The following is a 23,378-nucleotide window of genomic DNA, read 5'->3' as shown; positions in this document are numbered from 1 at the left end:
GATGAGGGCGACGATCGGCGCCGATGATCCGGATCTTCATAGTGGTCCTCGCTGGTGTGTCGGTCAGGGCGACGGGTGCTGCGGACTACTCGTCGGGAGGGATCGTGATCCGCACGACGAGCGGGTCGCCCGCGCTGCCTTCCGAGGTGAGGAGGAGGGCGTCGGCGACCGACACGTACTCGACGAAGAAGCCCTGCAGGCCCCGCTGGCCCCCCGTGAACTTGTACGGACTCGCGTTGTACGGTGCTCCGATGTACTCGGTGGTCGCGCCTGCTCCTGAGCCTCCACCGAACACGACCGAGTAGCCCGTGATACGGAACGCCGCGAACTTCGAGATGGTGTATTCGCCGCTCGACCCGCCCCCGCTGAGCCCGGTTTCGTGATCGTAGAGCGCCACCAGCACGGTCTGACCGAGGAGGTCGCGCAGGAAGGTCGTGCCGCAGCCGGTACCGCCGGTGTTGTTCCCGTTGTTGCCCGCCATGACGAGGTCGGGAGTCAGCGTGACGTTGCAGTCGTCGTCGGTCAGCCAGCTGAATCCGCCTGTGTAGTCGGCGTCGTCACACGGGCTCGGACCAGTGGCTGTGTCCTTGATGAACAGTTTGAACGGTGTGCCGGTCGTCCCCGCCGCCGCGACCCCGTGCTCGAGCTCGCATTCCGCGATCGCCAGCGGCAGGAAATCGCCACCACCGATGAAACCCCACTCGGCGGTGGCTTCGGTGCTGACGGTCGTGTGGTCGGGGTCCCCATCGCCGTCGATGAGCGACGCGAGGAAGTGCGGGAACTCCGCTTCGGCCGTGACCGTCACGGTTCGATTCGCCACATCGACCACGGTGGTCGCTTCGCCCTCCACGGGGATGGCGCCGTTGCCCTCGAGGAGAGCGTCTGCGGCCGCGTCCGCCGGTCCGACGCAGGCGACGCTATCCTCCGCGCATGCCGAAGCCACGGCGAGGACTGCGGCGTCGGCGCCGTGCTGAAGCTGGCCGAGCTCGGCATGCTGGGCCGAGACATCGAGCGCGATCGCTCCGAACCCCAGTATCGGCACGAACAGAAGGGCGAGGAGCACGGCGTTCGCCCCGCGTTCATCGCGAACGAGTCGACGGAGTGGCGAAGTCATCCCCCGCATGGCATCGCTCCATTCGCGGTCAAGGTGATGGGGGTACCGACGGCGGAAGTGAACCACGTCGAGAATGATCCGGGCGCGACGGTGACCACACTCGTCGCGACACCGGACACATCGCAGTCGAGCTCGACGGTGACAGTGGCGGTCGTCCAATCGACGAAGCTCGGAATCCCGGTGGCATCTGCGATTGCGGCCGCCTGCACCTCCGCGTCGTCGAAGGTCGGGTCAGTGGAGAGGATCGCCGCGGTGCGCGCTGCGATCCGAGCACTGTCGGAGATGGTGGCCTGGATGTTCCAGAGACGAGAGAACTCGATCACGCTCAGCAGCAACATGATGACGAGCGGGAACATCAGGGCGAACTCGACGGCCGCAGCACCACGATCCTTGTCGTGAGCACGCATGACTCACACCCTTACTGCCAGTGGGATTCGGGATGCACATGCATCCCGAATCCCGGCTGAAACGCCTGAGGCGCCTACTCAGCTTCCGACAGTCCGACCGTCCATCCACGTGTTCACGTCCGCCACGAAACCCGTGAGGATCGGCGTCAGTCCGACCGCGGCGACGACCAGCGCGATGGCGACGAGGCCGAGAACCAGGGCGTACTCGGTTGCGGTTGCGCCTTCTTCTTCGGTGCCGAGCGAGTTGATGCGTGCCATCGCACGCGAATATGCCTTGAGCATGAGAGTGTCCTTTTGTCGTGAGTGAGCGAGAACACCATCCCGGGTACGACGGTGAGTTGAAGTTACCGTCGCAACTGCATGCACCGAACGCCCCACTTCGGGGGTGCACGCGTTTACATCGCAACAATGCCCCGATTTGGGCGGGATTTTCGGCCGTATTCCGCTGTGCGTACCCCGAAGTGGGGGATCATCGTGTACCCCGAAACGCATCAGCCGCCGCGAAGAGCGCGCGAGCCATCACCGCCGCGACGGGCCGTACGCCATGAGGGCTGTCCCCCCATTACCCCCCGATGCCGCCGCCGCCGAACGAGCTCAGCATGCCGATCGCGGCGGGGGTCAGCAGCACGATGAAGAGCACCGGCAGGAGGCAGAAGACGAGCGGGAAGAGGATCTTCACGCTGACCTTCATCGCCTGCTCTTCGGCACGCTGGCGCCGCTTCAGCCGCATCTCACCCGCCTGCACCCGCAGGACGTCGCCGATTGCGACACCGTATTGATCGGCCTGGATGACCGCCCGGATGAAGCGGCGCAGATCGTCGACCTTCGTGCGACGTTCCAGTTCCATGAACGAATCACGACGGGTGCGGCCGATCGACATGTCCTGCAGCACGCGAATGAGCTCTTCGGCGAGGGGGCCGGTGCCGTTGCGGGCGGCCTTCGCCATCGCGGCGTCGAATCCGAGCCCGGCCTCGACGGCGATCGTCATCTGGTCGAGCACGTCGGGCAGCGAGCGCTGGATCGCTTGCTGCCGGTCGTGGGCACGGCTGTTGATCAGCACATCGGGGAGGAAGAACAGCATGAGGGCAGCTCCGACTGCCAGCAGCACCTTCCACGGTTCGGGCCCGCCGCTGTACACGAACATGAGCCCGAAGAGCACCCCGGCGGTCGCGAGCATGATCTTCCAGACGACCAGCCCGTTGAGCGACCAGCCGGACGGGCGACCCGCGTAGACGAGCTGCTTCTCGATCCACCCGGTGTAGCCGCTCGGCGCCGCCGCGACGAGCGACGCGGCGAGCGACGTCTGCTGCACGGGACCGAGCGTCGGATGCTCCTTCACGGTCGGCTCCGCGACGAGGTGCCGGCCGGGGAAGAGCAGGAACACGAAGGCGCCGAGGGCGAGCGCCGTCACACCGATCACGACATTGATGAGAACGGTCGAGGCATCCATGTCAGAACCTCACTCTCACGGCCAGGGCGGTCCAGATCGATCCGACGATGAGCAGCACCACCGCAAGGATGAGCGCGACCACGCCGAGGGGCGTCGTGAAGAACGCATTGAAGTACGCGGGTTGCACGATGATGAGGAAGAGGAAGACGACGATCGGCAGGGCGATCAGCACGATCGCCGACAAGCGCCCCTCGGCGCTCAGCGCCCGTACCTGCCGGCGGATCTCATTGCGGTCGCGGATCGTCTTGCCGACCTGATCGAGCACCTCAGCGAGGTTGCCGCCGGTCTCCTGGTTGATCGCGACCGCCTGCGCGACCCATTCGAAGTCGTCGCTCTGCATGCGCCGGGCGGTGACCGAGAGCGATTCGGCGAGGCTGCGGCCAAGACGCACCTCGTTCACGACCCGGGCGAGCTCCTCGCTCGTCGGCGATTCGGCCTCGCTTGCTACAGCGCCCACGGTGCGGCTGAGCCCGTGCCCGGCGCGCAAGCTGCCGGCCATCAGCTGCACGGTGTCGTCGACCTGGTCGCCGAACCTCGACCTCCGTCTCGAGGTTCGGCTCGACACGACGAGCTTCGCCCCCACCGGCGCGAGCAGTGCGAGCAGGATCGCCCAGACGAGCGAGGTGCCATTCGCGAATCCGATCAACACCCCGAGGAGTGCGAGCACGCACGCCGCCGACGCCACGAGCACGACGAAGCCTGACGGCTCGGTCCTGATGCCGGCGAGCTCCAGCCGTTGAGCGCCGAACAACCGACTCGTTCGCCTCGACACGGCTGACTCGATCACCGCGGTAGTCTTCTGGGTCACCCTCGAGAGGGGCGACACGTGTTCGACGCCGGGCGCGAGCCGGCGATCGCGAGCGACTCGCGGCGCTGGCGGGGACACGACGAAGAACAGGAGGACGAGCAGCGCGAGCAATGCGATCGCGATGCCGCCCACGAGCGTGACCGGGCTCATCGGATCTCTCCGAGCATCTCTCGCAGATCCGGCTGGAACAGCGATACCGGCAATGCGATGCCGTGGTCGGCGACGCGTTCGGCGAATCGAGGCCGCACTCCGGTCGGCGCGATCCGACCGAGCAGGCGGCCTTCCGCGTCGTACCCGGCGGAATAGTCGAAGGTGAAGGCGTCCTGGAGGGTGATGATGTCGCCCTCCATGCCGTGCACCTCGGTGATGTGCGTGACGCGTCGAACGCCGTCCTTGTGCCTCGTGATCTGCACGATGAGGTCGATCGCCGACGAGATCTGCTCGCGGATCGCGCGCAACGGCAGGTCCATGCCGGACATCAGCACGAGCGTCTCCATGCGCGACACCGCGTCGCGAGGCGAGTTGGCGTGCAGCGTCGAGATCGAGCCCTCGTGGCCGGTGTTCATCGCCTGCAGCATGTCGAGCGCCTCGGCGCCACGCACCTCGCCGACGACGATGCGGTCGGGACGCATGCGGAGCGAGTTCCGCACGAGGTCGCGGATGGTGATCTCACCGCGCCCCTCGATGTTGGACGGACGCGATTCGAGGCGCACGACGTGCTCCTGCTGCAGTTGCAGCTCGACGGCATCCTCGATCGTGATGATGCGTTCATCACCCGGGATGAACGCCGAGAGCACGTTGAGCAACGTCGTCTTTCCGGTACCTGTACCGCCGGAGACGAGGATGTTGAGCTTTGCCCGCACGGCTGCATCGAGCACCGTGGCCACCTCGCGGGTGAGCGTTCCGAAATTGATGAGATCGGAGCTCGTGTACGGCGTTCCCGCGAACTTGCGGATGGTCAGTGAGGAACCATCGACCGCGAGGGGTGGAATGATCGCGTTGACACGTGAGCCGTCGTCGAGACGTGCGTCGACGAGTGGCGACGACTCGTCGATGCGCCGCCCCACGCGAGCCACGATGCGCTCGATGACCCGCCGCAACTGGGCTTCACCGGTGAACCGGTGTGGCGTCTCCTGCAGTCGACCGTTGCGCTCGACGTAGAGCTGGTCGTACCGGTTGACCATGATCTCGCTCACGGTCGGGTCGATGAGGAGCGGTTCGAGCGGCCCGTAGCCGAGCACGTCGGCGCCGATGTCGTCGATCAGGCGGTTGCGTTCGGCGGTGGAGAGGGCGAGTTGCTCGGCTGCGACGATTCCAGCGAGTTCGGCGCGCGCGAGCTGGTGCAGTTGCTCCTCGGTGAGCGACGCGTCACTGAGGCGCGAGCCGATGCGGGCGAACAGTTCTTCCGCCGCCTTCTCCTTCACTGCCGCGAGCGGGTCGACGGCCCCTACGGGCTTCGGCGCTGGCATCCGCTGCGCTGCCGGTGGTTGGAAGAGTACCGACTCCACGTCGATGGGGGGCGCATCAATTGCGTTCGTGACCGATGCCTGAGCGGCGTGCACCTCAGGCTCGAGCACGTCGGTCGGCGATGGCGTGGCTGCTGCCGAGTCGACCGCAGTGGTCTGCTGCGGGCTGCGAAGGGCGTTCAGCCGATCATTCAGGTTCATTGGATCGCCGCCTTCTCTGGATCTTGCTTCGCTTCGGGTCTGCCCCGGGTGCGATGCGCAGCACGATCGAGCGGATCGCCCTCGCGGCCGGGTCGCGTACGTCATCGTGGATCAGCGGCACACCGCGGTTGCTGGCGAGCAGCACGGCCGACGATTTCGGCACGTCGACGTCGACCGGCGCTCCGAGGATGTTCTCGACGTCCTTGATGGTGATACCGCTGAGCTTGTCGGTCTGGTTGACGACCACGTGCCGGTTGCCCGGCATCAGGCCGAGGGTGGTGAGCAGCTCGAACTCGGTGCGCATCGCCCGCAGGCTCGGCACCCCCATGTTGCTGACGAACACCGCATCGGTCACGTGCTCGAGCGCGACGAGGGCATGTTCCCCCATGCCGGGTGTCGTGTCCACGATCACGTAGCGGAAGGTGGCGCGAAGGCGGTCGATGAGACGAGCCAGCGCGACGGGCGACACCAGGTCGCCGAGCTCCGGCGAGGGGGCGCTCGCGACGACGAAGAAGCCATCGGCGTGATGGGTCAGCGTGGTCTTCAGCACGATCTCATCGTTCGCGGCCTCCGCGACCGCGTCGACGATGGTGCGTTCGGGAACGAGCGCGAGTGCGGCGGTGATGTCGCCGAACTGCAGGTCCGCGTCGATCAGCACGACCGAGTTCGGGGCGACCTCGGCGAGTCCGGTCGCGAGGTTGATCGCGATCGTGGTCTTGCCCTGACCGCCCTTCGGCGCCACCACCGCGATCGCCTCAGTCGGGGTGCCCGATTCGAGCGGCGGGAACGCCCAGATGGGTCCGGAAGATTCAGGCGCGGCGGTCTCAGGCTCGGCAGTCCGGTCGGCATCGGCGATCGAATCGAAGTCGTTCTGCGCCAGGGCTCCGGCTGCAGCATCCAGCAGATCCACAAATGGCATGTCGTCGATCTCGAGAGCGAGCGGGGGGTCGAAGTCACGAGCACCGGCGCGGCCGTTGGCGATGAGCCAGTCGGCGAGTCGGTCGAGCAGGGCAAGCGTCGTGTCGTCGCTCGCGTCAGGGCTGAGTACTGCGTGCAGGACGAGTTCGTCGACCCAGTCTTCGAGGTCGGAGCGCTGCTCCCGCACGACGATGAGGCCGAGGCCGGGATGCTGCGCCGTGAGCTCTTCGACGAGACCCTTCGTCTCCTCATAATTGAGCACCGGACCGAGCAGGGCGATGCGCGGTTCGGCGGTCACTCGACTCACCACGGACTCGGAACCGAACGTCAGGAACTCGCCCGGGATCACGGCAAGCCGTTCGCCGAGTAGTGCCCGAAGACGGGTCTCGTACTCGGCGGAACGGCTGACGAGGAGGAATGGGGTCACTAGAACGCCGTGCTTCCGGTGACGGGCGCTGTGCCACTGTTGTCGGTCTTCTCGTTCTCGAGCGTCAGCCACATCTGCGCGTAGGTTGCGGACTCGCCCTCGGCGAACCACACCCACCGTTCGATGTCGTGGGCGGAGAGGGCCACCGTGAGCATGATGCTGTCACCGGCGCTCTGCTCGACCTGCTCCTCCGCCTCAGGATTCGGCGTGACGACGCCCTGCACGTTCGTCACGAGCACGCCGTGGAAGGCGAAGCTCGTGATCGGGTTGATCACGTCCTGCTCCTCGCCGACCTCATCGGGATCGATGGTGCCGACGAGACCGATCTTGTCACCGGCTCGCACCTGGCCGCCGACGACGCGGTCGGCGGGGAGCGTGAAGGAGACGAGCTGCATGCCTTCAGGCACGACGACGTCGCCACGCGCGGCGAGCTCTGCCGGATCGACGAAGCGCGCTTCGAGCAACGGTTCGCCCGGCAGGATGTCGGCGTCGGCGACGAGGCCGGCAAGATCGTCGAGGTTCGTGACGCTGCCCGCGGGAACGTTCCGTGTGGGAACGGAATCGAGCGTGACGAGGTCATTGACCGATTCGCCCGGCGTTCCCTTCGGGATCTCTTCCTGCGCGACGTAGACGTCCGTGAGCTCAGCGCCCTCTGCAGCTCGAGCATCCGCCCCGCGCACATAGGTGATGAGCACGAACGCGCCGACCGCTGCGAGGATGAGAGCGACGATCGCGCCGATGATTCGGGTCTTCATGATGATCCTTGATGGTGAGTCGGTGAGGGCGACGGGTGCTGCGGGCTAATCGATGATGAGCCGAACGACGATCGGGTCGCCCGGACTGCCTGCCGAGGTCAGCAGGAGTGCGTCCGCGACCGAGACGTACTCGACGAACCAGCCCTGGAGGCCACGCTCACTGCCGGTGAACTTCAACGGACTCGCGTCGTACGGTGATCCGATGTACTCCCTGGTCGCACCACCTCCTGGCACACCAGACAGAACAGCTGAGTAGCCGGTGATGTGGAACGCCGCGAACCTCGAGATCGTGTACTCGCCGTGCGAACCGCCGCCCGTGAGTCCGGTGACATCGTCGTACAGCGCCACCAACACGGTCTCATCGAGCAGGTCGTGCAGGAAACCCGCGCCGCAGCCGGTGCCGTTCGTGTTGTTGCCGGTGTCGCCAGGCGCGACGAAATCGGGGGTCAGTGTGATGCGGCAATTGTCATCGGTGAGCCAACTGAAACCGCCGGGGTAGTCGGCGTCGGCGCATGGGCCGGTGGCCGGTGGCCCGCCGCCCCCGCCTGGCCCGCCGCCCCCGCCTGGCCCGCCGCCCCCGCCTGGCCCGCCGCCCCCGCCCGAGGGAGTGGGATCGGTGAGCAGCTTGAACGGCGTGCCGATCGAGCCTGCTGCTGCGATCCCTCGCTCGAGCTCGCATTCCGCTATTGCCAGGGGAATGAACTCGCCACCACCGATGTACCCCCACTCGGCCGTGGCATCGGTGCGGACGGTGGTGTGGTCGGGGTCCCCATCGCCGTCGATGAGCGACGCGAGGAAGTGCGGGAACTCGGCCTCAGCCGTGACCGTCACGGTTCGACTCGTCACGTCGGGAACGGCCGTCGCTTCGCCGGCGACTTGAATGGCGCCGTTGCCATCAAGGAATTCCTCGGCGGTCGCGTCTGCCGTGCCGAGGCACGCAGCATCATCACTGGCGCACGCCGAAGCTACAGCGAGAGCAGCGGCGTCGGCCCCGTGCTGAAGCTGCCCGAGCTCGGCGTGCTGGGCGGACACGTCGAGCGCGAGCGCTCCGAACCCCATCATCGGGACGAGGAGAAACACGATCAACACGGCGTTTGCCCCGCGCTCATCGTGAACGAGTCGACGGAGTCGGGCCTTCAACCTCCGCATGGCATTTCTCCATTCGCGGTCAACGTGATGGGGGTCCCGAGAGCGGAGCTGAACCATGTCGAGAATGATCCCGGCGTGACGCTGACGACACTCGTCGCGACACCACCAGACGTGTCACAGTCGAGTTCGACGGTGACGGTCGCGGTTGTCCAATCGACGAAGCTCGGAATGCCGGTTGCGTCCGCGGTCGCTGCCGCCTCGATCTCCGCGTCGTCGAGTGCAGGGTTATTCGAGAGGATGGCCGCGGAGCGCGCCGCGATTCTGGCGCTGTCCGAGATGGTCGCCTGGATGTTCCAGAGGCGAGAGAACTCGATCACGCTCAACAAGAGCATGATGACGAGCGGGAATACCAAGGCGAACTCAACCGCCGCGGCTCCTCGTTCCTTCTCGCGAGTACGCATGCTTCACGCCCTTACTGCCAGTGGGTTCGGGATGCGTTTGGCATCCCGAACCCCGCTGCAATCGTTGACGCGAGTCAGCTACCGACGACCTGGCCGTCCATCCACGTGCCGATGTCGGCTACGAAGGTGTCCAGGATGGGAGTGAGGGCGACAGCGGCGACGACCAGGGCGATCGCGACGAGGCCCAGCACGAGCGCGTACTCGGTTGCGGTTGCACCCTCTTCTTCGCGGAGTGCGTTGAGTCGCGCGAGAGCGCGCGTGTATACCTTGAGCATGATGTGTCCTTCGGGTAGGAATAATGCGAACGCCGTCGGGGTAAGTGACGGTGAGTGCCGTCTGGGTAAGTGACGGTGAGTGCCGTCTGGGTAAGTGACGGTGACCCTGAAGCTACTCTGCGTATGCATGCGGCAAACGCCCCACTTTGGGGGATGTACCCGCTTGCATCGCAAGAATCGCCCGTTTTGTGGGGATTACTCAGCAATATAGTGCCGAACGTACCCCGGTCTGGGGGTACGTTGGTGTACCCGAACGGCATCAACCGCCGACGAGCAGCACCGCGACGAGTGCCCCGGCGAGCATCGAGGGCCCGAAGGGGATCGACCCGCGCAGGGTCACCCGACGCATTGCGAGCGCGATGAGCGCGATCACGCCGCCGACGACGAAGGCGGCCAGCAGCCCCACGAGCCACGCCGAGAGCCCGAACCAGCCGAGCAGCAACCCGATGACGAGCGCGAGCTTGACGTCACCCATGCCCATCGACGACGGCGAGAGGAGCGCCAGCACGAAGTACACGGCGAACATCGCCGCCGAGCCGACGACCGCCCAGAGCAGGGGCCACCACGTTCCGAGCTCCCACGTCGCCGGCACGAGGAGCAGCGCAACAGCGCCGAGCGCGGGGAAGACGACGGCATTCGGCAGGCGCTTCTCAGCGAGGTCGACGATCGCGAGCACGGTCGCGGCGGCCGCGAAGGCGAGGAGCGCCGGCAGGATCCAGGAGACGCCGAAACGCATGACGAGGGCCCCGAAGACGGCGGCGGTGATGACCGCGGCGGCGATGCGCACGGTGCGCTGCGGCATCCGCTCGTCGTGCATCGACTGTTGAGCCCATGCAGCGAGTGGCCACCAGCCGAGGGCGGCGCCGACAACGGCCGCGAGCACTGCGGTGGTGACGGTCGCGAGCGGCATGATGTGCAGCGTAGCGGTAGCGCGGTGCCGGATGCCCCGACAGGCGTCGCCCTGTGGACGGCGAGGGTGCAGACTGACGTAACGACTCGGCAACGGGGAGGGGTGCCTGATGGACGAGGCAGAACAGACGTACGAGGCGGTGACACGTGAGCTCCTGCTCGACGAGGACCTCGACGTCGACGAGACGCCCGATGGGTTGCTCGTGCGGGGCCGACTCTTCGCGTTCCTCGATGGCAGCCACCTCGTCGTCGAGCTGCCCGAGGCGCGCTCCGCCGACTTACGGCGGCGCGGCATCGCCACGGCATTCAGCGGCGCACACGGCGGCCCGAGCCGCAACTGGATTCGCGTCGGCGACCGCGAGCTCTGGTCGGAGCTCGCGCACGAGGCGCACGAATACGTCGGCGAACCGCCCGTGGGCCGGGAGTCCTGACCCCTTACGCCTGACCCTGCGAGATGTCGACCATCTCGTCGCGCGGCACGACCTTGATGCGCTTTCGGCCCTCGGCGGCACCGAGCGCCTGCTCGTGCTCGTCGAGACGATGCCAGCCGTCGAGGTCGGTCCAGCGGATTCCGCGAGCCTCGAGCATCTCGATGACGGATGCCTCTGACGGCGACTCGGGCCGCCACCAGTTGCCGAGGTCGTTGATGAGGTGGCGGATCGTCTCCATGGCGTCGGACTTCGTGTGCCCGATGAGGCCGACGGGGCCGCGCTTGATCCAGCCGGTGGCGTAGACGCCGTACATCTGGCGGGCCTCGCCCGTCTGCTTGTCGCGCATGAGCACCTGGCCCTCGTGGTTCGGGATGACGCCGAACCTCTTGTCGAAGGGGATGCCGGGCAGCTGCGACCCGAAGTAGCCGACCGCGCGGTACACGGCCTGCACGGGCAGCTCGCGGATCTCACCGGTGCCGACCACGCCGCCCTCGCCGTCGGGCGCGGTGCGCTCCCAGCGGAACGCGCCGACCTTGCCCGTGCCGTCGTCGACGATCTCGAGCGGCTTCGCGAAGAAGTGGAGGTGCAGCCGGCGGCTCGCCTGGCCGACCTCGCGCTGGCGCCACTGGTTCAGGACCTTGTCGATGACGAAGACCTGCTTGTTGCCCGAGACCGCGGCGCGGGCGGCATCGTCGTAGTCGAAGTCCTCGTCGTAGAGGATCATGTCGACGTCGCGCAGCTCGCCGAGCTCGCGCAGCTCGAGCGGCGTGAACTTCACCGAGGTCGGGCCGCGCCGACCGAAGATGTGCACGTCGGTGACGGGCGAGGCGGCGAGTCCGGATGCCACGTTCGCCGGAATCTCGGTGGGCATCAGGTCTTCGACGTGCTTCGCGAGGATGCGCGACACGTCGAGGGCCACGTTGCCGTTGCCGATCACCGCGACCTCGCGGGCCTCGAGCGGCCACGTGCGGGGGTAGTCGGGATGCCCGTCGAACCAGCTCACGAACTCGGCGGCGCCGTAGGAGCCTTCGAGGTCGTGGCCCGGCACGTTGAGCGACGCGTCGCGCACCGCGCCGGTGGCGAAGATCACGGCGTTGTAGTGCTTCTTCAGGTCGTCGAGGGTGATGTCTTCACCGAAGCGCACATTGCCGAAGATGCGGATGTCGCCGCGGTCGAGCACCTCGCGCAGGGCGGAGATGATGCCCTTGATGCGGGGGTGGTCGGGGGCGACGCCGTAGCGCACGAGCCCGTAGGGCGCCGGAAGGTGGTCGAAGAGGTCGATCGACACATCGAAGTTCCGCTCCGACTTCAGCAGGATGTCGGCGGCGTAGATGCCCGCGGGTCCGGCGCCCACGATGGCCAGCCGCAACTTGTTCCTCGTCACTAGTTCGATCTCTCCACGATGGTGTCGGCGAAGCGCGTGAGCGCCTTCTTCACGCTGCCGTCGGGCAGCGGCGCCAGGGCGGCGACCGCGTCGCGCGCCCAACGGTGCGCCTCGGCGAGCGTAGCGCGGGTGGCCTCGTGTTCGCGGAGCTCCGCGACGATTGCGTCGACCGTCTCCCTCGACGGCACGATGCGCGAGGCCAGGGTGTTGGTGTCGACCGGGTCGCCGGCCTCGGCCAGGTCGACCGGCATGACGTCGCGACGGATGCGTTCGAACAGGGCGGCTGATGCGGCATCCGTCTTCGCCAGTTCTGCGAGCCGCAGCACGGGCAGCGTCACGACGCCGGCGCGCAGGTCGGTGCCCGGAACCTTGCCCGTCTGCTCGGGCTGCTGCGACAGGTCGATCACGTCGTCGATGAGCTGGAACGCGACGCCGATCTTCTCGCCGAACGAGATGATCGGCTGTTCGAACGCCCGGTCGGCGTTCGAGAAGATGATGCCCGACTGCGCGGCGGCCGCGATGAGGGAGCCGGTCTTGTCGGCGAGCACCTGGATGTAGTGCTCGATCGGGTCGTCGCCGTCGGCCGGGCCGACGGTCTCGTTGAGCTGCCCGAGCACGAGCCGCTCGAAGGTGTCGGCCTGCATGCGGATGGCCCGCTCGCCGAGCCGCGCCATGAGCTGGCTCGCGCGTGCGAAGAGCAGGTCGCCGGTGAGGATCGCGACCGAGTTGCCCCACACCGTCTGGGCGCTCGGCACTCCGCGACGGCGATCGGACTCGTCCATGACGTCATCGTGGTAGAGGCTCGCGAGGTGGGTGATCTCGATCGCCTCGGCGGCGATGATGACGTCGTCGGTCACGCCGTCGCCGAGCTGCGCGGTGAGCAGCGTGAGCATCGGGCGCACGCGCTTGCCGCCCGCCTCGAGCAGGTAGCGCGTCGAGGCGTCGGCAATGCGATCGGTGAATCGGACCTCTTGCACGAGGCCGTCTTCGACCCGCTCGAGACCGGCATCGATGGAGTTCGCCATGGCCCGGTCGGCCGGGGAGGCGAAGACGCGCTCACTCAGCCCCAGATTCGAGGCGAGCGATGAGCCGCGACGCGCGACCGGGAGGCTCGGATTCACGCTCCCTAGCCTATCGGGGGCATTGCTGGGCGGATGCCCCGTGACATCGTGGGGCGTTCGTCACGCCGTGGCGAGGGGCTTCCGTGCTCGGTGCAGCGCGACGACGCCCATCATGAGGTTCCGCCACGCGACCTCGCGGTAGCCCACCTCGCGGATCCACGCGGCGAGCTCATGCTGGTCGGGCCAGGCGTTGATCGACTCGTTGAGGTACTCGTAGGCGTCGTCGTTCGAGCTCGAGAGCCTCACGAGCGGCGGCATGACGTAGCGCTGGTACATGCCGTACCCGAACCGCACGAAGCCGACGGGGGGCGTCGAGAACTCGCAGATCACGAGGCGCCCCCCGGGCTTCGTGACCCGGAAGAACTCAGCGAGCGCGAGCTTCGGCTCGTTCACGTTGCGGAGGCCGAACGAGATGGTGACGGCGTCGAACTCGCCGTCGGCGAACGGCAGCTTCGTGGCGTCGGCCTCGACGAAGACGAGGTTCGACACGTGCGCCTGGCGCCGGCGGCCGACGTCGATCATGCCCGGCGAGAAGTCGGCGGCGACGACGGATGCCCCGGACTTCGCGAGGCTCGCACTCGAGGTGCCGGTGCCCGCCGCGACGTCGAGGATGCGCTCGCCCGGCTTGGGGTCGACGGCGCGGGTCGTCGCCACCCGCCAGAGCGGCGCGTTGCCGACCGAGAGCAGGTTGTTCGTGCGGTCGTAGCGCGCGGCGACACGGTCGAACATCGCCGACACCTGCGAGGGGTCCTTGCCGAGGTCTGCGCGGGTCATCCCGCCAGTCTACGGCGGTGGTCTCGCGGCCAGACGGCCCTCCGTCCAGCCCGGCGTAGGCTGGCGTGGTGACTCACGCGGCAAGCCGAACCCACCACGCCGCGCCGACACGACTCGTGGTTCGCACCGAGCCCGTCGACGAGATCGACCCGCTGATCCCACGCGCCGATCCGCGCACTCCCCTGCTCTGGATGCGTCGCGGCGAGGGCATCGTCGGCCTCGGCGAGACGCTGCGCATCGAGTCGAGCGGCCCGGATCGCATCGAGGACGCCGCCGCAGCGTGGCGCTCGATCGCCGCCGTCGCCGACGTCGACGACCGCGTGGGGCTCCCCGGCACCGGACTCGTGGCATTCGGGGCATTCGCGTTCGCCGACGAATCCGCGTCCACGAGCGTGCTCACGGTCCCCGAGCTCGTGCTCGGCCGCCGCGACGGGAGGGCGTGGGTGACCCGCATCTCACTCGCCACGGGCGACCCCGACGGCCTCGACGAGACCGGCGGTCCTGGCGCGACGGATGCCTCAGGCGCTCCGGATGCCGAGGGCGCAGCGACTCCCCCGGGCCTCGCGATCCCCGAGCCGGCGCCGAAGCGGCAGGTGCCCCGCGTCACGTTCACCCCGGGCGCCGTGCCCCCCGAGGCCTACGAGGCCGCGGTCGCCGAGGCGGTGCGCCGCATCGACGCCGGCGTGCTCGAGAAGGTCGTGCTCGCCCGGCAGCTCGTCGGCGAGCTGCATGAGGACGCCGGGTTGCGGGCCGCCATCAACCGGCTCGCCGAGGACTACCCCGACACGTGGGTCTTCGCGGTCGACGGGCTCATCGGGGCGAGCCCCGAGACGCTCGTGCGCGTCGACCACGGCACCGTCTCGGCGCGCGTGCTCGCGGGCACGACGTCACGGGGCGCGGGCGAGGCATCCGATCGCGAGCGCGCAACCGCACTCGCCGCCTCGACGAAGGACCTCGCCGAGCACGCCCTCGCCGTCGCGAGCGCGGTGAAGCGGCTCGCCCCGCACACCGCGCGCCTCGATGCGAGCCCCGAGCCGTTCACCCTGCAGCTCCCGAACCTCTGGCACCTCGCGACCGACCTCAAGGGCACGCTCGGCGACGGGTCGAGCTCGCTCGACCTCGTGCAGGCGGTGCATCCGACCGCCGCCGTGGCCGGCACGCCGCGCCGCATCGCGCTGCCGGTCATCGCCGTGCTCGAGGGGTTCGACCGGGGCCGCTATGCCGGACCGGTCGGCTGGATCGACGGCGACGGCGACGGCGAATGGGCCATCGCTCTGCGCTGCGCGCAGGTCGAGCCCGACGGACGGGTGACCGCATATGCCGGATGCGGCATCGTGCATGACTCGGTGCCGTCCGACGAACTCGCCGAGACGGTCATGAAGTTCCGGCCGATCGTCGAGGCGTTCGGCGGCTGAGTGCAGGCGGCGGAGTGTGGGCCGCCAGACGACCGCCCGGATGCCCGCCCCTCAGCTCGCGGCGAGCCGCGCCTGCTGCTCGGCGATGTCGAAGTCGGCCTTCGGCCAGTCGAGGTCGAGCGTCTCGAGTGCCTCGATGAGCAGGTGCTGCACCGCGAGCCGTGCATACCACTTGCGGTCGGCGGGGATCACGAACCACGGGGCATTCGCGACCGTCGTGCGGTCGAAGGCGACCTGGAACGCCTGCATGTAGTGCTCGCGCAACAGCCGTTCGTCGATGTCGCCGGCGTTGAACTTCCAGTGTTTCTCGGGGCGCTCGAGCCGATCCTGCAGGCGCGCCTTCTGCTCGTCGGCCGAGATGTGCAGCATCACCTTGATGATGGTGGTGCCGGATGCGGCGAGCCTCGCCTCGAACTCGTTGATCGCGCCGTAGCGGCGCTCGATCTCCTCGGGCGGGGCGAGCTCCCGCACGCGGGCGATGAGCACGTCCTCATAGTGCGAGCGGTCGAAGACGCCGATCTGGCCGGGCTCCGGCACGGCGCCCTCGACACGCCAGAGGAAGTCGTGCTCGAGCTCTTCGGGTGTGGGCTTCTTGAATGCGGTGAGTGCGACGCCCTGCGGGTCGACCGACCCCATCACGTGCTTCACGATGCCGCCCTTGCCTGCGGTGTCGAGTGCTTGCAGCACGAGGAGGATGCGCCGCTCGTAGCCGCCCATGCGGCTGTTGGCGAAGAGCTGCTCCTGCAGCACCGAGAGGATCTTGGCACCTTGGGCGAGTGCGAGCCGGCCGTTCGCCTTGTCGCCCTCGAACCCGGGAGTCGAGCGAGGATCGACCCGATCGAGGCGGAACCCGTCACCGACCCGCAGTACCTCGCTCGGATCCGATGCCCAGTACGACTCGCGGCTCATGACACGCTCCCCTCCACGCGACGCGGCGCCGCGCAGGGTTCCATCCTGCCCGTGCGGGCACCCGACCCGTCAAGTTCCGCTCTGACGGCGGCCCTGCGGATTCCGGATGTCGCGGACCGACGCCCTCGTCGGCGAGAGCGGCCGCTCAGCGCGGCAGCGGCACCTCGAGAATCGAGGGGCCGTCGATGCGCGTACCGAGCGCCTCGTCGAGTTCACTACGTATGCTCGCCCGAGCATACTTCCAGCCGTAGGCGGCGGCGAGGCTCGCGAGGTCGACCTGCTGGGGCGTGAACTGCACCCGGTCGAACGCCGCGGCGGGTGCCGAGCCGGCCACCTCGAGGGCGTCGAAGATGGATCCGCCGCCGTCGTTGCCCACGATCAGTTGCAGGCGGGGCTGCCGCTCGCCGGCACCGAGCAGCAACGAGCCGACGTCGTGCAGCAGGGTGAGGTCGCCGATGAGCGCGCGGGTGACGCCGGCGTGTGAGGGGTCGGATGCCGCGTCGCGGGCCTGGCTGGCGACCGCGATGCCGATGGCGGTGGCGACGGTTCCGTCGATGCCGGCGAGGCCCCGGTTGGCGTGGGCCATGATGCGCCGCCCCGGCACGGCGCGGTCGGCGTCGCGAATCAGCCGCGACGCGCCGAACACGAGTCGGTCGTGCGGCCAGGTCGCCGCCCAGACGGAGTCGACGAGCGCGCGGCGGGTGACCGGCGCGCGCATGGCGGCGAGCTGGACCCGCATGTACTCACGTTGCGCGGCGAAGTCGCTGACGTGACCGGTCTCGTCGACGCCACTCGCGACGGGAGCGACCTCGGGCAGTCCGGCCTCGACGAGCATGCGGCTCGCGTGCACCCAGCGGCCGAGCCAGGCGCGTTCGTCGGCCGACGGCGGGTGCGGCTCGGTGCGCACCGAACGCTCGAACCGGTGGATCCGGCGGCCGGGATTGAACCACTCGATGCCCCACGGCGCCACGGCGATGGCCTCGACGCCGTCGCGCTGCACCAGTGCAGGCACCTCGCGGGAGAGGGTGGGGTGGCCGAACACCACGACACGCTCGACCTGGTCGCCGAAACCGGCTTCGCGCAGGAGCTCGCGGTAGGCGACCACGAGGTTCGGGCCGAAGTGGGCACCGCTCGTCACCTCGGCGATGAGCGGCCAGCCGCCGTCGCGGGCGAACTCCTCGGCGGCGGGTCCGGCACCGGCCCCGGCTACGACGACGGTGCGCGGGCCGGCCGCGATGAGCGCGGGCCCGGGAACAGTCGCAGGCTCGGCGGGCGCAGGCGCAGCCGTTGCTGCCGCCGCCGACGGGTCGAGCGCGATCGGCGCCGACAGCGGCTCGCGCAGTTGCAGGTTGAGGTGCACCGGCCCCGGACCGGGATGCGCCACGAACGCGCCCGAAGCGACGCGGCCGAGCGACGCGGCGAGGGCCTCGCGAGCGAGGCGCGCCGCGGCATCCGTCTCGCCGGTCGCCCCTTCGGGCGCGGTGACGTCACGTTCGAGCCGCACAGCACCGGCGAAGATGCCGGGCTGCATGGTCGTCTGGTTCGAGCGGATGCCCCGGAGCTCGGCGGGCCGGTCGGCCGAGAGCACGATCAGCGGCACCCCGGCATGGTGCGCCTCGAGCACCCCCGGATGCAGGTTCGCGACCGCCGTGCCCGAGGTCGTGATCACGAGTGCGGGACGGCCGGACTCGACCGCGAGCCCGAGGGCGAGGAACGCGGCGCCCCGCTCGTCGATGCGCACATGCAGGCGCACGGCGCCGATGCGCTCGAGCTCGGCGGCGGCGAGCGCGAGCGCCTGCGAGCGGGAACCGGGCGCGACGACGACGTCACTGACTCCGGCCCGGATGAACGACTGCAGCAGCGACATCGCGACATCGCTCGCCGGACTCGGCGAACGATGCGGCCGGCCGGATGCCGGCTCAGCCATTCGGGCGGCCGGACGGGCCGGCCTCACCCGGCGTTTCGGGGGTGTCGGGGTGCTGGGTTCGTTCGGTTCGGGGACCGTCGGGGGCGTCGTCGGGGGCGCCGCGGCCGTCGGCGCCGCGACCGTCGCCGTCTCGTGCGTCGCCCGGGTCGGTCGCCTCGGGCTCGCCGTCGAGCTCGGCGAGCTCTTGCTCGAGCCGGCGGATGCGCTCGTCTTGGGCTGCGTCGCTGTTCAGCTGGCGCAGGAAGTCGGCGTCGTCGTCGGGAGCCACGGAATAGCCGCGGCCCGACGATCGGTTCGCGCGACCGCGGCCGATCACGAACCACAGCGTCGCACCGATGAGGGGAACGAGGAGGATCACCACGATCCACCAGCCCCGGGGCAGCCCTCGGATGCGCATGCGGTCGAACAGTGCACAATCGACGACGGCGTAGATCGTGAACACCACTGCCGCAACCACGACGGGAATCGCGAGGCGGATCATCCCCCAAGTCTAGGCGTGCGGAGGTCACGGCGGGCTGGGAGCCACCCCCCAGATCTGCCGCCTACACTGGCACCTGTGAAATCCGTGCCCGTCTGGATCTGGTACACCGCGTTGCGGGTCGTGCTCTTCGCCGTACCGCTCGCCGTGCTGCTCGCCGCGGGCGTCGACCCGTGGGTCTCCGCGGCTGTCGCAGCGCTCTTCGGCCTGAGCGCGTCGCTCATCTTCCTGCGGCGTCCTCGCGAGGCGATGTCCAGCGATCTCTACGCCGCGCGCCACCGCGAGAAGCCGGTCGTGCGCAGCGACGACCAGGAAGAGGATGCCGCCGTCGAGCAGCGCACCGCGCACCGGCCGACCGACGCCGCCGAGTAGCCCGTACGAGCGGGCGAGAACGTCCTCGCTGCGCCCGCCGGGAGAGCGGGTCCTGCGCGGTCAGGGTTCTACAGTGCGAAGGCGAGTCCGAGGCCGACGCCGTAGGCGAGCGCCGTGAGGCTCGCGAGCTGCAGCGCGATGATGAACTCGCGCGGCGTCTTGGCGGTGAGCACGATGACGCATGCGGGCAACGCCGCGAGCAACGCGAACTGCACGAGCAGGGCCAAGGGGTACAGCAGCGCCCAGAACCCGGCGAGCGCGAACGGCACCAGCATGAAGACGACGAACAGGACGCGGCCGGCGAGCGGGCCGACGAGCACCGCGAGCGTGCGCTTGCGCGCGATCTTGTCTTGCGCCACGTCGCGCAGGTTGTTCGCCATCAGCACGGCGCACGCGAGGAGTCCGGCACCGACGCCGCCGAGCCAGGCCTCGAGGTTCACGGTCAGCGCCTGCACGAACGCCGAGCCGGCCGTCGCGACGAGGCCGAAGAACACGAACACGAACAGCTCGCCGAGGCCGTAGTAGCCGTACGGCCGCTTGCCGCCGGTGTAGAACCACGCCGCGACGATCGCGACCGCGCCGACGGCGAGCAGCCACCACTGGCCGGTGGCGAGGGTGAGCGCGAGGCCCGCGAGCGCCGCGAGCGCGAAGAAGCTCGCGGCGACGGCCAGCACGTGACGCGGCTTCGCGGCCCCCGAGCCGGTGAGCCGAGCCGGGCCGACGCGGTGGTCGTCGGTGCCGCGCACGCCGTCGGAGTAGTCGTTCGCGTAGTTCACGCCGATCTGCAGCGCGAGTGCCACGACGAGCGCAAGGGCGGCGCGGGCCGGATGCCACGAGCCGTCGGGGATCGCGACGATGCCGGCACCCGTTCCGAGCGCGACCGGGGCGATCGCGAGCGGCAGCGTGCGGAGGCGCGCGCCGGCGACCCAGTCGGCGGCGGTCGCGGGTCGAGGCGCCCCCGCGGGTGGAACGGGCTTCTTCGCGGGATTCCCCGCACGGCGGCCGGCAGTGCCGCGCTTCGAGAGGTCGTCGGGATTCATGCGCTGGGGTTTCGGGCGTGCCACAGGGCAATGCTAGTTCGTGGCCGGACGGCTGCGCCGTGCGAGCCGGCCGCCGTCGGGGGTCAGCGCACGTCCTTCACGGCGTCGAGGTAGCGCGCGACGATCTCGAGCTCGTCGGCGGTGAACCGCTCGTGCACGCGCTGCATGCCGGTCAGGATTCCGCTGTAGGGGTCGTCATCGCCGCCCCGACCGGCGGTGGGCAGCGCCTCGGGTCGTGACCGCACGACGACGCGCCGTCGGTCGTGGGGATCGGTCGATCGCTCGATGAAGCCGTGCTTCTCGAGCCGGTCGAGGACCCGCGTCGTCGTGCTGGTGGGCAGCTCCGTCTGCTGACTCACCTCGCCCGCCGTCATCCCCTCGCCGTGGCGGGCGATGAAGCCGAGTGCCTGCAGGTCGACGACGTTGAGCCCGAGCGATCGGGCGATGCGCTCGTTGGTCATCACCGACGAGGCGATGACGAGCTGGAGGAGCCCGACGATGCGCTCGGTGAGCTCGGCCTTGCTTGACATCCGCGATCCGACTCCCTATTCTTCCCATTGTGGGATTATCCCACAATGCAACTATTCCACCTCGGAAACAACTTCAGCATACGAAAGGACGACGGGCATGACCACCATCCCGCACCGTGGACTCGCCATCGGCATCCTCTTGTTCGCCTCGTTCATGGACCTGCTCGACGTCACGATCGTGCAGGTCGCGCTGCCGTCGATCGACGCCGACCTCGGGGCATCCGAAGCGCAGCTCGAATGGATCGTGGGTGGCTACATGCTCGCCTTCGCCGTCGCGCTCATCACCGGCGGCCGGCTCGGCGACCTGTACGGCCGCCGGCGCATCTTCCTCGTCGGCATCGCCGGCTTCACCCTCGCATCGGCAGCCGCCGCCGCCGCGTGGTCGGGCGAGGTGCTCGTGGCCACCCGCATCGCTCAGGGCCTCTTCGCCGCGCTCATGGTGCCCCAGTTGCTCGCCTGCGTGCAGGCGTTCTACAGCCCGCGCGAACGCGCGCCGATGTACGGCCTGATCGGCGGCGTGAGCGGCCTCGCCGCAGTCGCCGGTCCCGTGCTCGGCGGCTGGCTCATCGACGCCGACCTGTGGGGCCTCGGCTGGCGGACGGTATTCCTCATCAACATCCCCGTGGGCATCGCGATCTTCGCCCTGGCGGCGCGGTTCGTGCCCGAGACCCGCTCGCCTCGCCCGATGCGCCTCGACCTCCCGGGAGTGCTGCTGCTCAGCGCGGTGGTGCTCGCGTTCATGGTTCCGCTCGTCGAGGGCCGGGCGCTCGGCTGGCCGGCCTGGCTCTGGATCCCCGTCGCCGTCGGCGCGGTGCTCCTGGCCGTGTTCGTCGTGTACTCGCGCCGCCGCATGCGCCGCGACGGCTCGGCGCTCCTGCCGATGCCCCTCTTCGCCGATCGCGGCTTCTCGGCGGGCATCGTCACCCAGGCCGCCTTCCAGGGTGCGCTCAACGCGTTCACGTTGCCGTTCATCATCTACCTGCAGGTCGGCCTCGGCTTCGATGCCCTGACCGCCGGACTCAACCTCCTCGCGTTCAGCCTCGGCGCGATGCTCGGCACGGGCCTGGTCATCCCGCTCGTCGCCCGCTTGGGCAAGGTGCTCGTGACCGGCGGCTCGGTGGTCCTCGCCGCCGGCGTGCTCTGGGTCTTCGCGATCGTCAGCGAGGCGGGCGCGTCCTTCACGGGGTGGGCCGCCGTGTGGCCGATGGCCCTCGCGGGCGTGGGCCTCGCGCTGATCATCATCCCGCTCGTGGATGTCGCGCTCGCAACCGTGCCGGTCGCCGACGCCGGTGCGGCCTCCGGGGCGTACAGCACCTTCCAGCAGCTCGGCGCCGCGGTGGGCGTCGCCGTCTCGACGACCGTCTTCTTCACGATCATCGGCGACGACTGGAGCCGAGAGCACGTGCTCGAGGCGCTGCAGGCGTCGGTCTGGGTCTCGGTCGCGGGCCTCGCGGTCGCCGCACTCGCAAGCCTGCTGCTCCCGGGCCGCGCGAGCGTGCAGGCACATCTCGAGGAGGCGCGCCGGCTCGCCGAGGCCGACGCGGAAGCGGCTGCGGCGGATGCCGCGCAGCAGCCCGCGCCGGTGGCCTGACCCGTTACGACAGGCCGCCGGCGAGCACGGCGAGCGCACGCCGGTCGGGCTTGCCCGACGGGAGCAGGGGCATGGCGTCGACGAGGAGCAGGCGCACGGGGCGCGCGGCGGGCGTGAGCCCCGCGGCGTCGGTCGCTGCGACCAGGCTCGTGAGGGCAGCGGATGTCGCGGCGGCATCCGTTCGCGCTGCGACGACGGCCGCCCGCTCGCCCCACGCGGCGTCGCCGACGGCCACGACGACGGCCTCGCCGAAACCGGGGACCGCGCGCACCGCCCGCTCGACCTCGCCGAGCACGACCTTGACGCCGCCCGAGATGATGACGTCGTCGCCTCGCCCGCGGACGCGGAGTCGCCCGTCATCGCCGAGGTCCCCCAGATCGCCCGTGCGGTACCAGCGCGTGCCGCGGGCATCGGTCGTGAACGCCGCAGCCGTGCGGCCGGCGTCGCCGAGGTAGCCGTCGGCGAGCATCGGACCCGAGAGCTCGACCATGCCGTCGACGATGCGCACGCCGACGCCCTCGAGCGCGCGGCCGTCGTAGACGCAGCCGCCGGCGGTCTCGCTCGATCCGTAGGTGCGCACGACGTTCGCGCCGAGGTGCGCCGCGCGCTCCGCGAGCCCGGGCGCGAGCGCCTGACCGCCCACGAGCACGGCATCGTACGAGCGGAGCGCGGCCGCGATGAAGGCGTCGCGATCGGCGCCGTCGACGAGGCGGGCGAGCTGCAGGGGCACGAGCGACGTGTAGTGCGGCCGGTTCGGAGCGAGCCGAGCGGATGCCGCGGCGAATGCCCCCGCGTCGAAGTGCTCGCCGTCGAGCACGACCGCCTGGGTGCCCGCGTGGATGCCCCGCACGATCACCTGGGCGCCCGCGATGTAGTGGGCGGGCAGCGCGAGCAGCCACTGGCCCGGCCCGCCGAGGGCGTCGTGCGTGGCGTCGGCAGCGGCGAGCAGCGCGTCGGCCGAGAGGGCGACGCGCTTCGGGGCATCCGTCGATCCGCTCGTCTCGACGACGAGGGCGATGTCGTCGTCGACCTCGCGTGGGGCATCGGTCGGCGCGGCGGGATCGCCCGCGACCGACCAGACGGCCGCGCCGCCCGACAGGGCCGCACGGAGCGCGTGCGTCACTCG

25 protein-coding genes are annotated in these 23,378 nt (G+C 69.5%); 4 read left to right on the top strand and 21 right to left on the bottom strand.

What is annotated here, in order from left to right; genetic code table 11:
* Window positions 1-85: 85 nt before the first annotated feature.
* From QFZ26_RS10865 to QFZ26_RS10810, 12 genes are all read right to left on the bottom strand, one after another.
* Entirely contained in the window at window positions 86-1,114 is a 1,029-nt protein-coding gene (locus QFZ26_RS10865) for a TadE/TadG family type IV pilus assembly protein (protein ID WP_307041972.1), read from the bottom strand.
* The gene (locus QFZ26_RS10860; RefSeq protein ID WP_307041970.1) at window positions 1,111-1,521 is read right to left on the bottom strand and encodes a TadE/TadG family type IV pilus assembly protein; all 411 of its coding nucleotides are present in this window, start codon (window positions 1,519-1,521) and stop codon (window positions 1,111-1,113) included. Before QFZ26_RS10860 ends, QFZ26_RS10865 begins: the two co-directional genes overlap by 4 nt.
* Window positions 1,522-1,599: 78 nt before the next feature.
* On the bottom strand, window positions 1,600-1,803 hold the full coding sequence (locus tag QFZ26_RS10855) for a hypothetical protein (RefSeq protein ID WP_307041969.1): 204 nt from the start codon (window positions 1,801-1,803) through the stop codon (window positions 1,600-1,602).
* Between the two features lie 280 nt (window positions 1,804-2,083).
* Complete coding sequence (locus tag QFZ26_RS10850; RefSeq protein WP_307041967.1) at window positions 2,084-2,971, bottom strand: type II secretion system F family protein; 888 nt, start codon at window positions 2,969-2,971, stop codon at window positions 2,084-2,086.
* 1 nt (window position 2,972) lies between these two features.
* Window positions 2,973-3,929 (bottom strand): type II secretion system F family protein, encoded by a 957-nt coding sequence (locus tag QFZ26_RS10845; RefSeq protein ID WP_307041965.1) that lies wholly within the window; start codon window positions 3,927-3,929, stop codon window positions 2,973-2,975.
* Window positions 3,926-5,446, bottom strand: a complete 1,521-nt coding sequence (locus QFZ26_RS10840) for a CpaF family protein (protein ID WP_307041963.1) — start codon at window positions 5,444-5,446, stop codon at window positions 3,926-3,928. The genes QFZ26_RS10845 and QFZ26_RS10840 overlap by 4 nt, the downstream gene beginning before the upstream one ends.
* Window positions 5,433-6,791: an AAA family ATPase gene (locus tag QFZ26_RS10835; RefSeq protein ID WP_307041961.1), complete on the bottom strand. Its 1,359-nt coding sequence runs from the start codon at window positions 6,789-6,791 to the stop codon at window positions 5,433-5,435. Before QFZ26_RS10835 ends, QFZ26_RS10840 begins: the two co-directional genes overlap by 14 nt.
* Entirely contained in the window at window positions 6,791-7,546 is a 756-nt protein-coding gene (gene cpaB / locus QFZ26_RS10830; protein WP_307041959.1) for a Flp pilus assembly protein CpaB, read from the bottom strand. The genes QFZ26_RS10835 and cpaB overlap by 1 nt, the downstream gene beginning before the upstream one ends.
* A 45-nt stretch (window positions 7,547-7,591) precedes the next feature.
* Complete coding sequence (locus tag QFZ26_RS10825; RefSeq protein WP_307041957.1) at window positions 7,592-8,695, bottom strand: pilus assembly protein TadG-related protein; 1,104 nt, start codon at window positions 8,693-8,695, stop codon at window positions 7,592-7,594.
* Window positions 8,683-9,096, bottom strand: a complete 414-nt coding sequence (locus tag QFZ26_RS10820; protein WP_307041955.1) for a TadE family protein — start codon at window positions 9,094-9,096, stop codon at window positions 8,683-8,685. The genes QFZ26_RS10825 and QFZ26_RS10820 overlap by 13 nt, the downstream gene beginning before the upstream one ends.
* A 74-nt stretch (window positions 9,097-9,170) precedes the next feature.
* Entirely contained in the window at window positions 9,171-9,371 is a 201-nt protein-coding gene (locus QFZ26_RS10815) for a Flp family type IVb pilin (RefSeq protein ID WP_307041953.1), read from the bottom strand.
* Between the two features lie 259 nt (window positions 9,372-9,630).
* Window positions 9,631-10,281, bottom strand: coding sequence for a prepilin peptidase (locus QFZ26_RS10810; RefSeq protein ID WP_307041951.1), 651 nt, complete (start codon window positions 10,279-10,281; stop codon window positions 9,631-9,633).
* A gap of 109 nt (window positions 10,282-10,390) precedes the next feature.
* On the opposite strand from QFZ26_RS10810, the gene QFZ26_RS10805 reads away from it, so the two are divergent.
* The gene (locus tag QFZ26_RS10805) at window positions 10,391-10,711 is read left to right on the top strand and encodes a hypothetical protein (RefSeq protein WP_307041949.1); all 321 of its coding nucleotides are present in this window, start codon (window positions 10,391-10,393) and stop codon (window positions 10,709-10,711) included.
* A gap of 4 nt (window positions 10,712-10,715) precedes the next feature.
* Here the strand turns inward: QFZ26_RS10805 and QFZ26_RS10800 are convergent, their stop codons facing one another.
* Genes QFZ26_RS10800 through QFZ26_RS10790 form a run of 3 tightly spaced genes read right to left on the bottom strand, consistent with a single transcriptional unit; the run spans window position 10,716 to window position 13,990 of the window.
* Window positions 10,716-12,095 carry an FAD-dependent oxidoreductase gene (locus tag QFZ26_RS10800; protein ID WP_307041947.1) on the bottom strand — a complete coding sequence of 460 codons (1,380 nt, stop codon included), beginning with the start codon at window positions 12,093-12,095 and terminating at the stop codon, window positions 10,716-10,718.
* Entirely contained in the window at window positions 12,095-13,216 is a 1,122-nt protein-coding gene (locus tag QFZ26_RS10795) for a polyprenyl synthetase family protein (RefSeq protein ID WP_307041945.1), read from the bottom strand. The genes QFZ26_RS10800 and QFZ26_RS10795 overlap by 1 nt, the downstream gene beginning before the upstream one ends.
* Before the next feature lie 60 nt (window positions 13,217-13,276).
* Window positions 13,277-13,990 (bottom strand): class I SAM-dependent methyltransferase, encoded by a 714-nt coding sequence (locus QFZ26_RS10790; protein WP_307041943.1) that lies wholly within the window; start codon window positions 13,988-13,990, stop codon window positions 13,277-13,279.
* 68 nt (window positions 13,991-14,058) lie between these two features.
* Between QFZ26_RS10790 and QFZ26_RS10785 the strand changes: the two genes are divergently transcribed.
* Window positions 14,059-15,405: an isochorismate synthase gene (locus QFZ26_RS10785; RefSeq protein WP_307041941.1), complete on the top strand. Its 1,347-nt coding sequence runs from the start codon at window positions 14,059-14,061 to the stop codon at window positions 15,403-15,405.
* Between the two features lie 51 nt (window positions 15,406-15,456).
* Here QFZ26_RS10785 and QFZ26_RS10780 read toward each other — a convergent pair whose 3' ends face one another.
* The 3 genes from QFZ26_RS10780 to QFZ26_RS10770 all read right to left on the bottom strand — a co-directional run bounded on the left by QFZ26_RS10780 (window position 15,457) and on the right by QFZ26_RS10770 (window position 18,722).
* The gene (locus QFZ26_RS10780; RefSeq protein ID WP_307041939.1) at window positions 15,457-16,314 is read right to left on the bottom strand and encodes a PPK2 family polyphosphate kinase; all 858 of its coding nucleotides are present in this window, start codon (window positions 16,312-16,314) and stop codon (window positions 15,457-15,459) included.
* A gap of 145 nt (window positions 16,315-16,459) precedes the next feature.
* On the bottom strand, window positions 16,460-18,241 hold the full coding sequence (gene menD, locus QFZ26_RS10775; protein ID WP_373460714.1) for a 2-succinyl-5-enolpyruvyl-6-hydroxy-3-cyclohexene-1-carboxylic-acid synthase: 1,782 nt from the start codon (window positions 18,239-18,241) through the stop codon (window positions 16,460-16,462).
* Window positions 18,234-18,722: a PLD nuclease N-terminal domain-containing protein gene (locus QFZ26_RS10770; protein ID WP_307041935.1), complete on the bottom strand. Its 489-nt coding sequence runs from the start codon at window positions 18,720-18,722 to the stop codon at window positions 18,234-18,236. Before QFZ26_RS10770 ends, menD begins: the two co-directional genes overlap by 8 nt.
* 75 nt (window positions 18,723-18,797) lie before the next feature.
* Between QFZ26_RS10770 and QFZ26_RS10765 the strand changes: the two genes are divergently transcribed.
* The gene (locus QFZ26_RS10765) at window positions 18,798-19,091 is read left to right on the top strand and encodes a DUF4229 domain-containing protein (RefSeq protein WP_307041934.1); all 294 of its coding nucleotides are present in this window, start codon (window positions 18,798-18,800) and stop codon (window positions 19,089-19,091) included.
* 68 nt (window positions 19,092-19,159) lie between these two features.
* Here the strand turns inward: QFZ26_RS10765 and QFZ26_RS10760 are convergent, their stop codons facing one another.
* A complete protein-coding gene (locus tag QFZ26_RS10760; RefSeq protein WP_373460757.1) occupies window positions 19,160-20,131 on the bottom strand; it encodes a 1,4-dihydroxy-2-naphthoate polyprenyltransferase in 972 nt (323 codons plus the stop codon).
* A gap of 83 nt (window positions 20,132-20,214) precedes the next feature.
* Complete coding sequence (locus QFZ26_RS10755) at window positions 20,215-20,661, bottom strand: MarR family winged helix-turn-helix transcriptional regulator (RefSeq protein ID WP_307041930.1); 447 nt, start codon at window positions 20,659-20,661, stop codon at window positions 20,215-20,217.
* Between the two features lie 97 nt (window positions 20,662-20,758).
* Here QFZ26_RS10755 and QFZ26_RS10750 point away from each other — a divergent pair, with 97 nt between their 5' ends.
* The gene (locus QFZ26_RS10750; protein ID WP_307041928.1) at window positions 20,759-22,252 is read left to right on the top strand and encodes an MFS transporter; all 1,494 of its coding nucleotides are present in this window, start codon (window positions 20,759-20,761) and stop codon (window positions 22,250-22,252) included.
* 4 nt (window positions 22,253-22,256) lie between these two features.
* Here QFZ26_RS10750 and QFZ26_RS10745 read toward each other — a convergent pair whose 3' ends face one another.
* Window positions 22,257-23,375: an AMP-binding protein gene (locus QFZ26_RS10745; RefSeq protein WP_307041926.1), complete on the bottom strand. Its 1,119-nt coding sequence runs from the start codon at window positions 23,373-23,375 to the stop codon at window positions 22,257-22,259.
* Window positions 23,376-23,378: the final 3 nt, after the last annotated feature.

It is taken from the genome of Agromyces ramosus (genome assembly GCF_030817175.1).
Taxonomy (GTDB): Bacteria; Actinomycetota; Actinomycetes; order Actinomycetales; family Microbacteriaceae; genus Agromyces; species Agromyces ramosus_A.
This window is presented reverse-complemented; position numbering and strand designations above follow the sequence as displayed.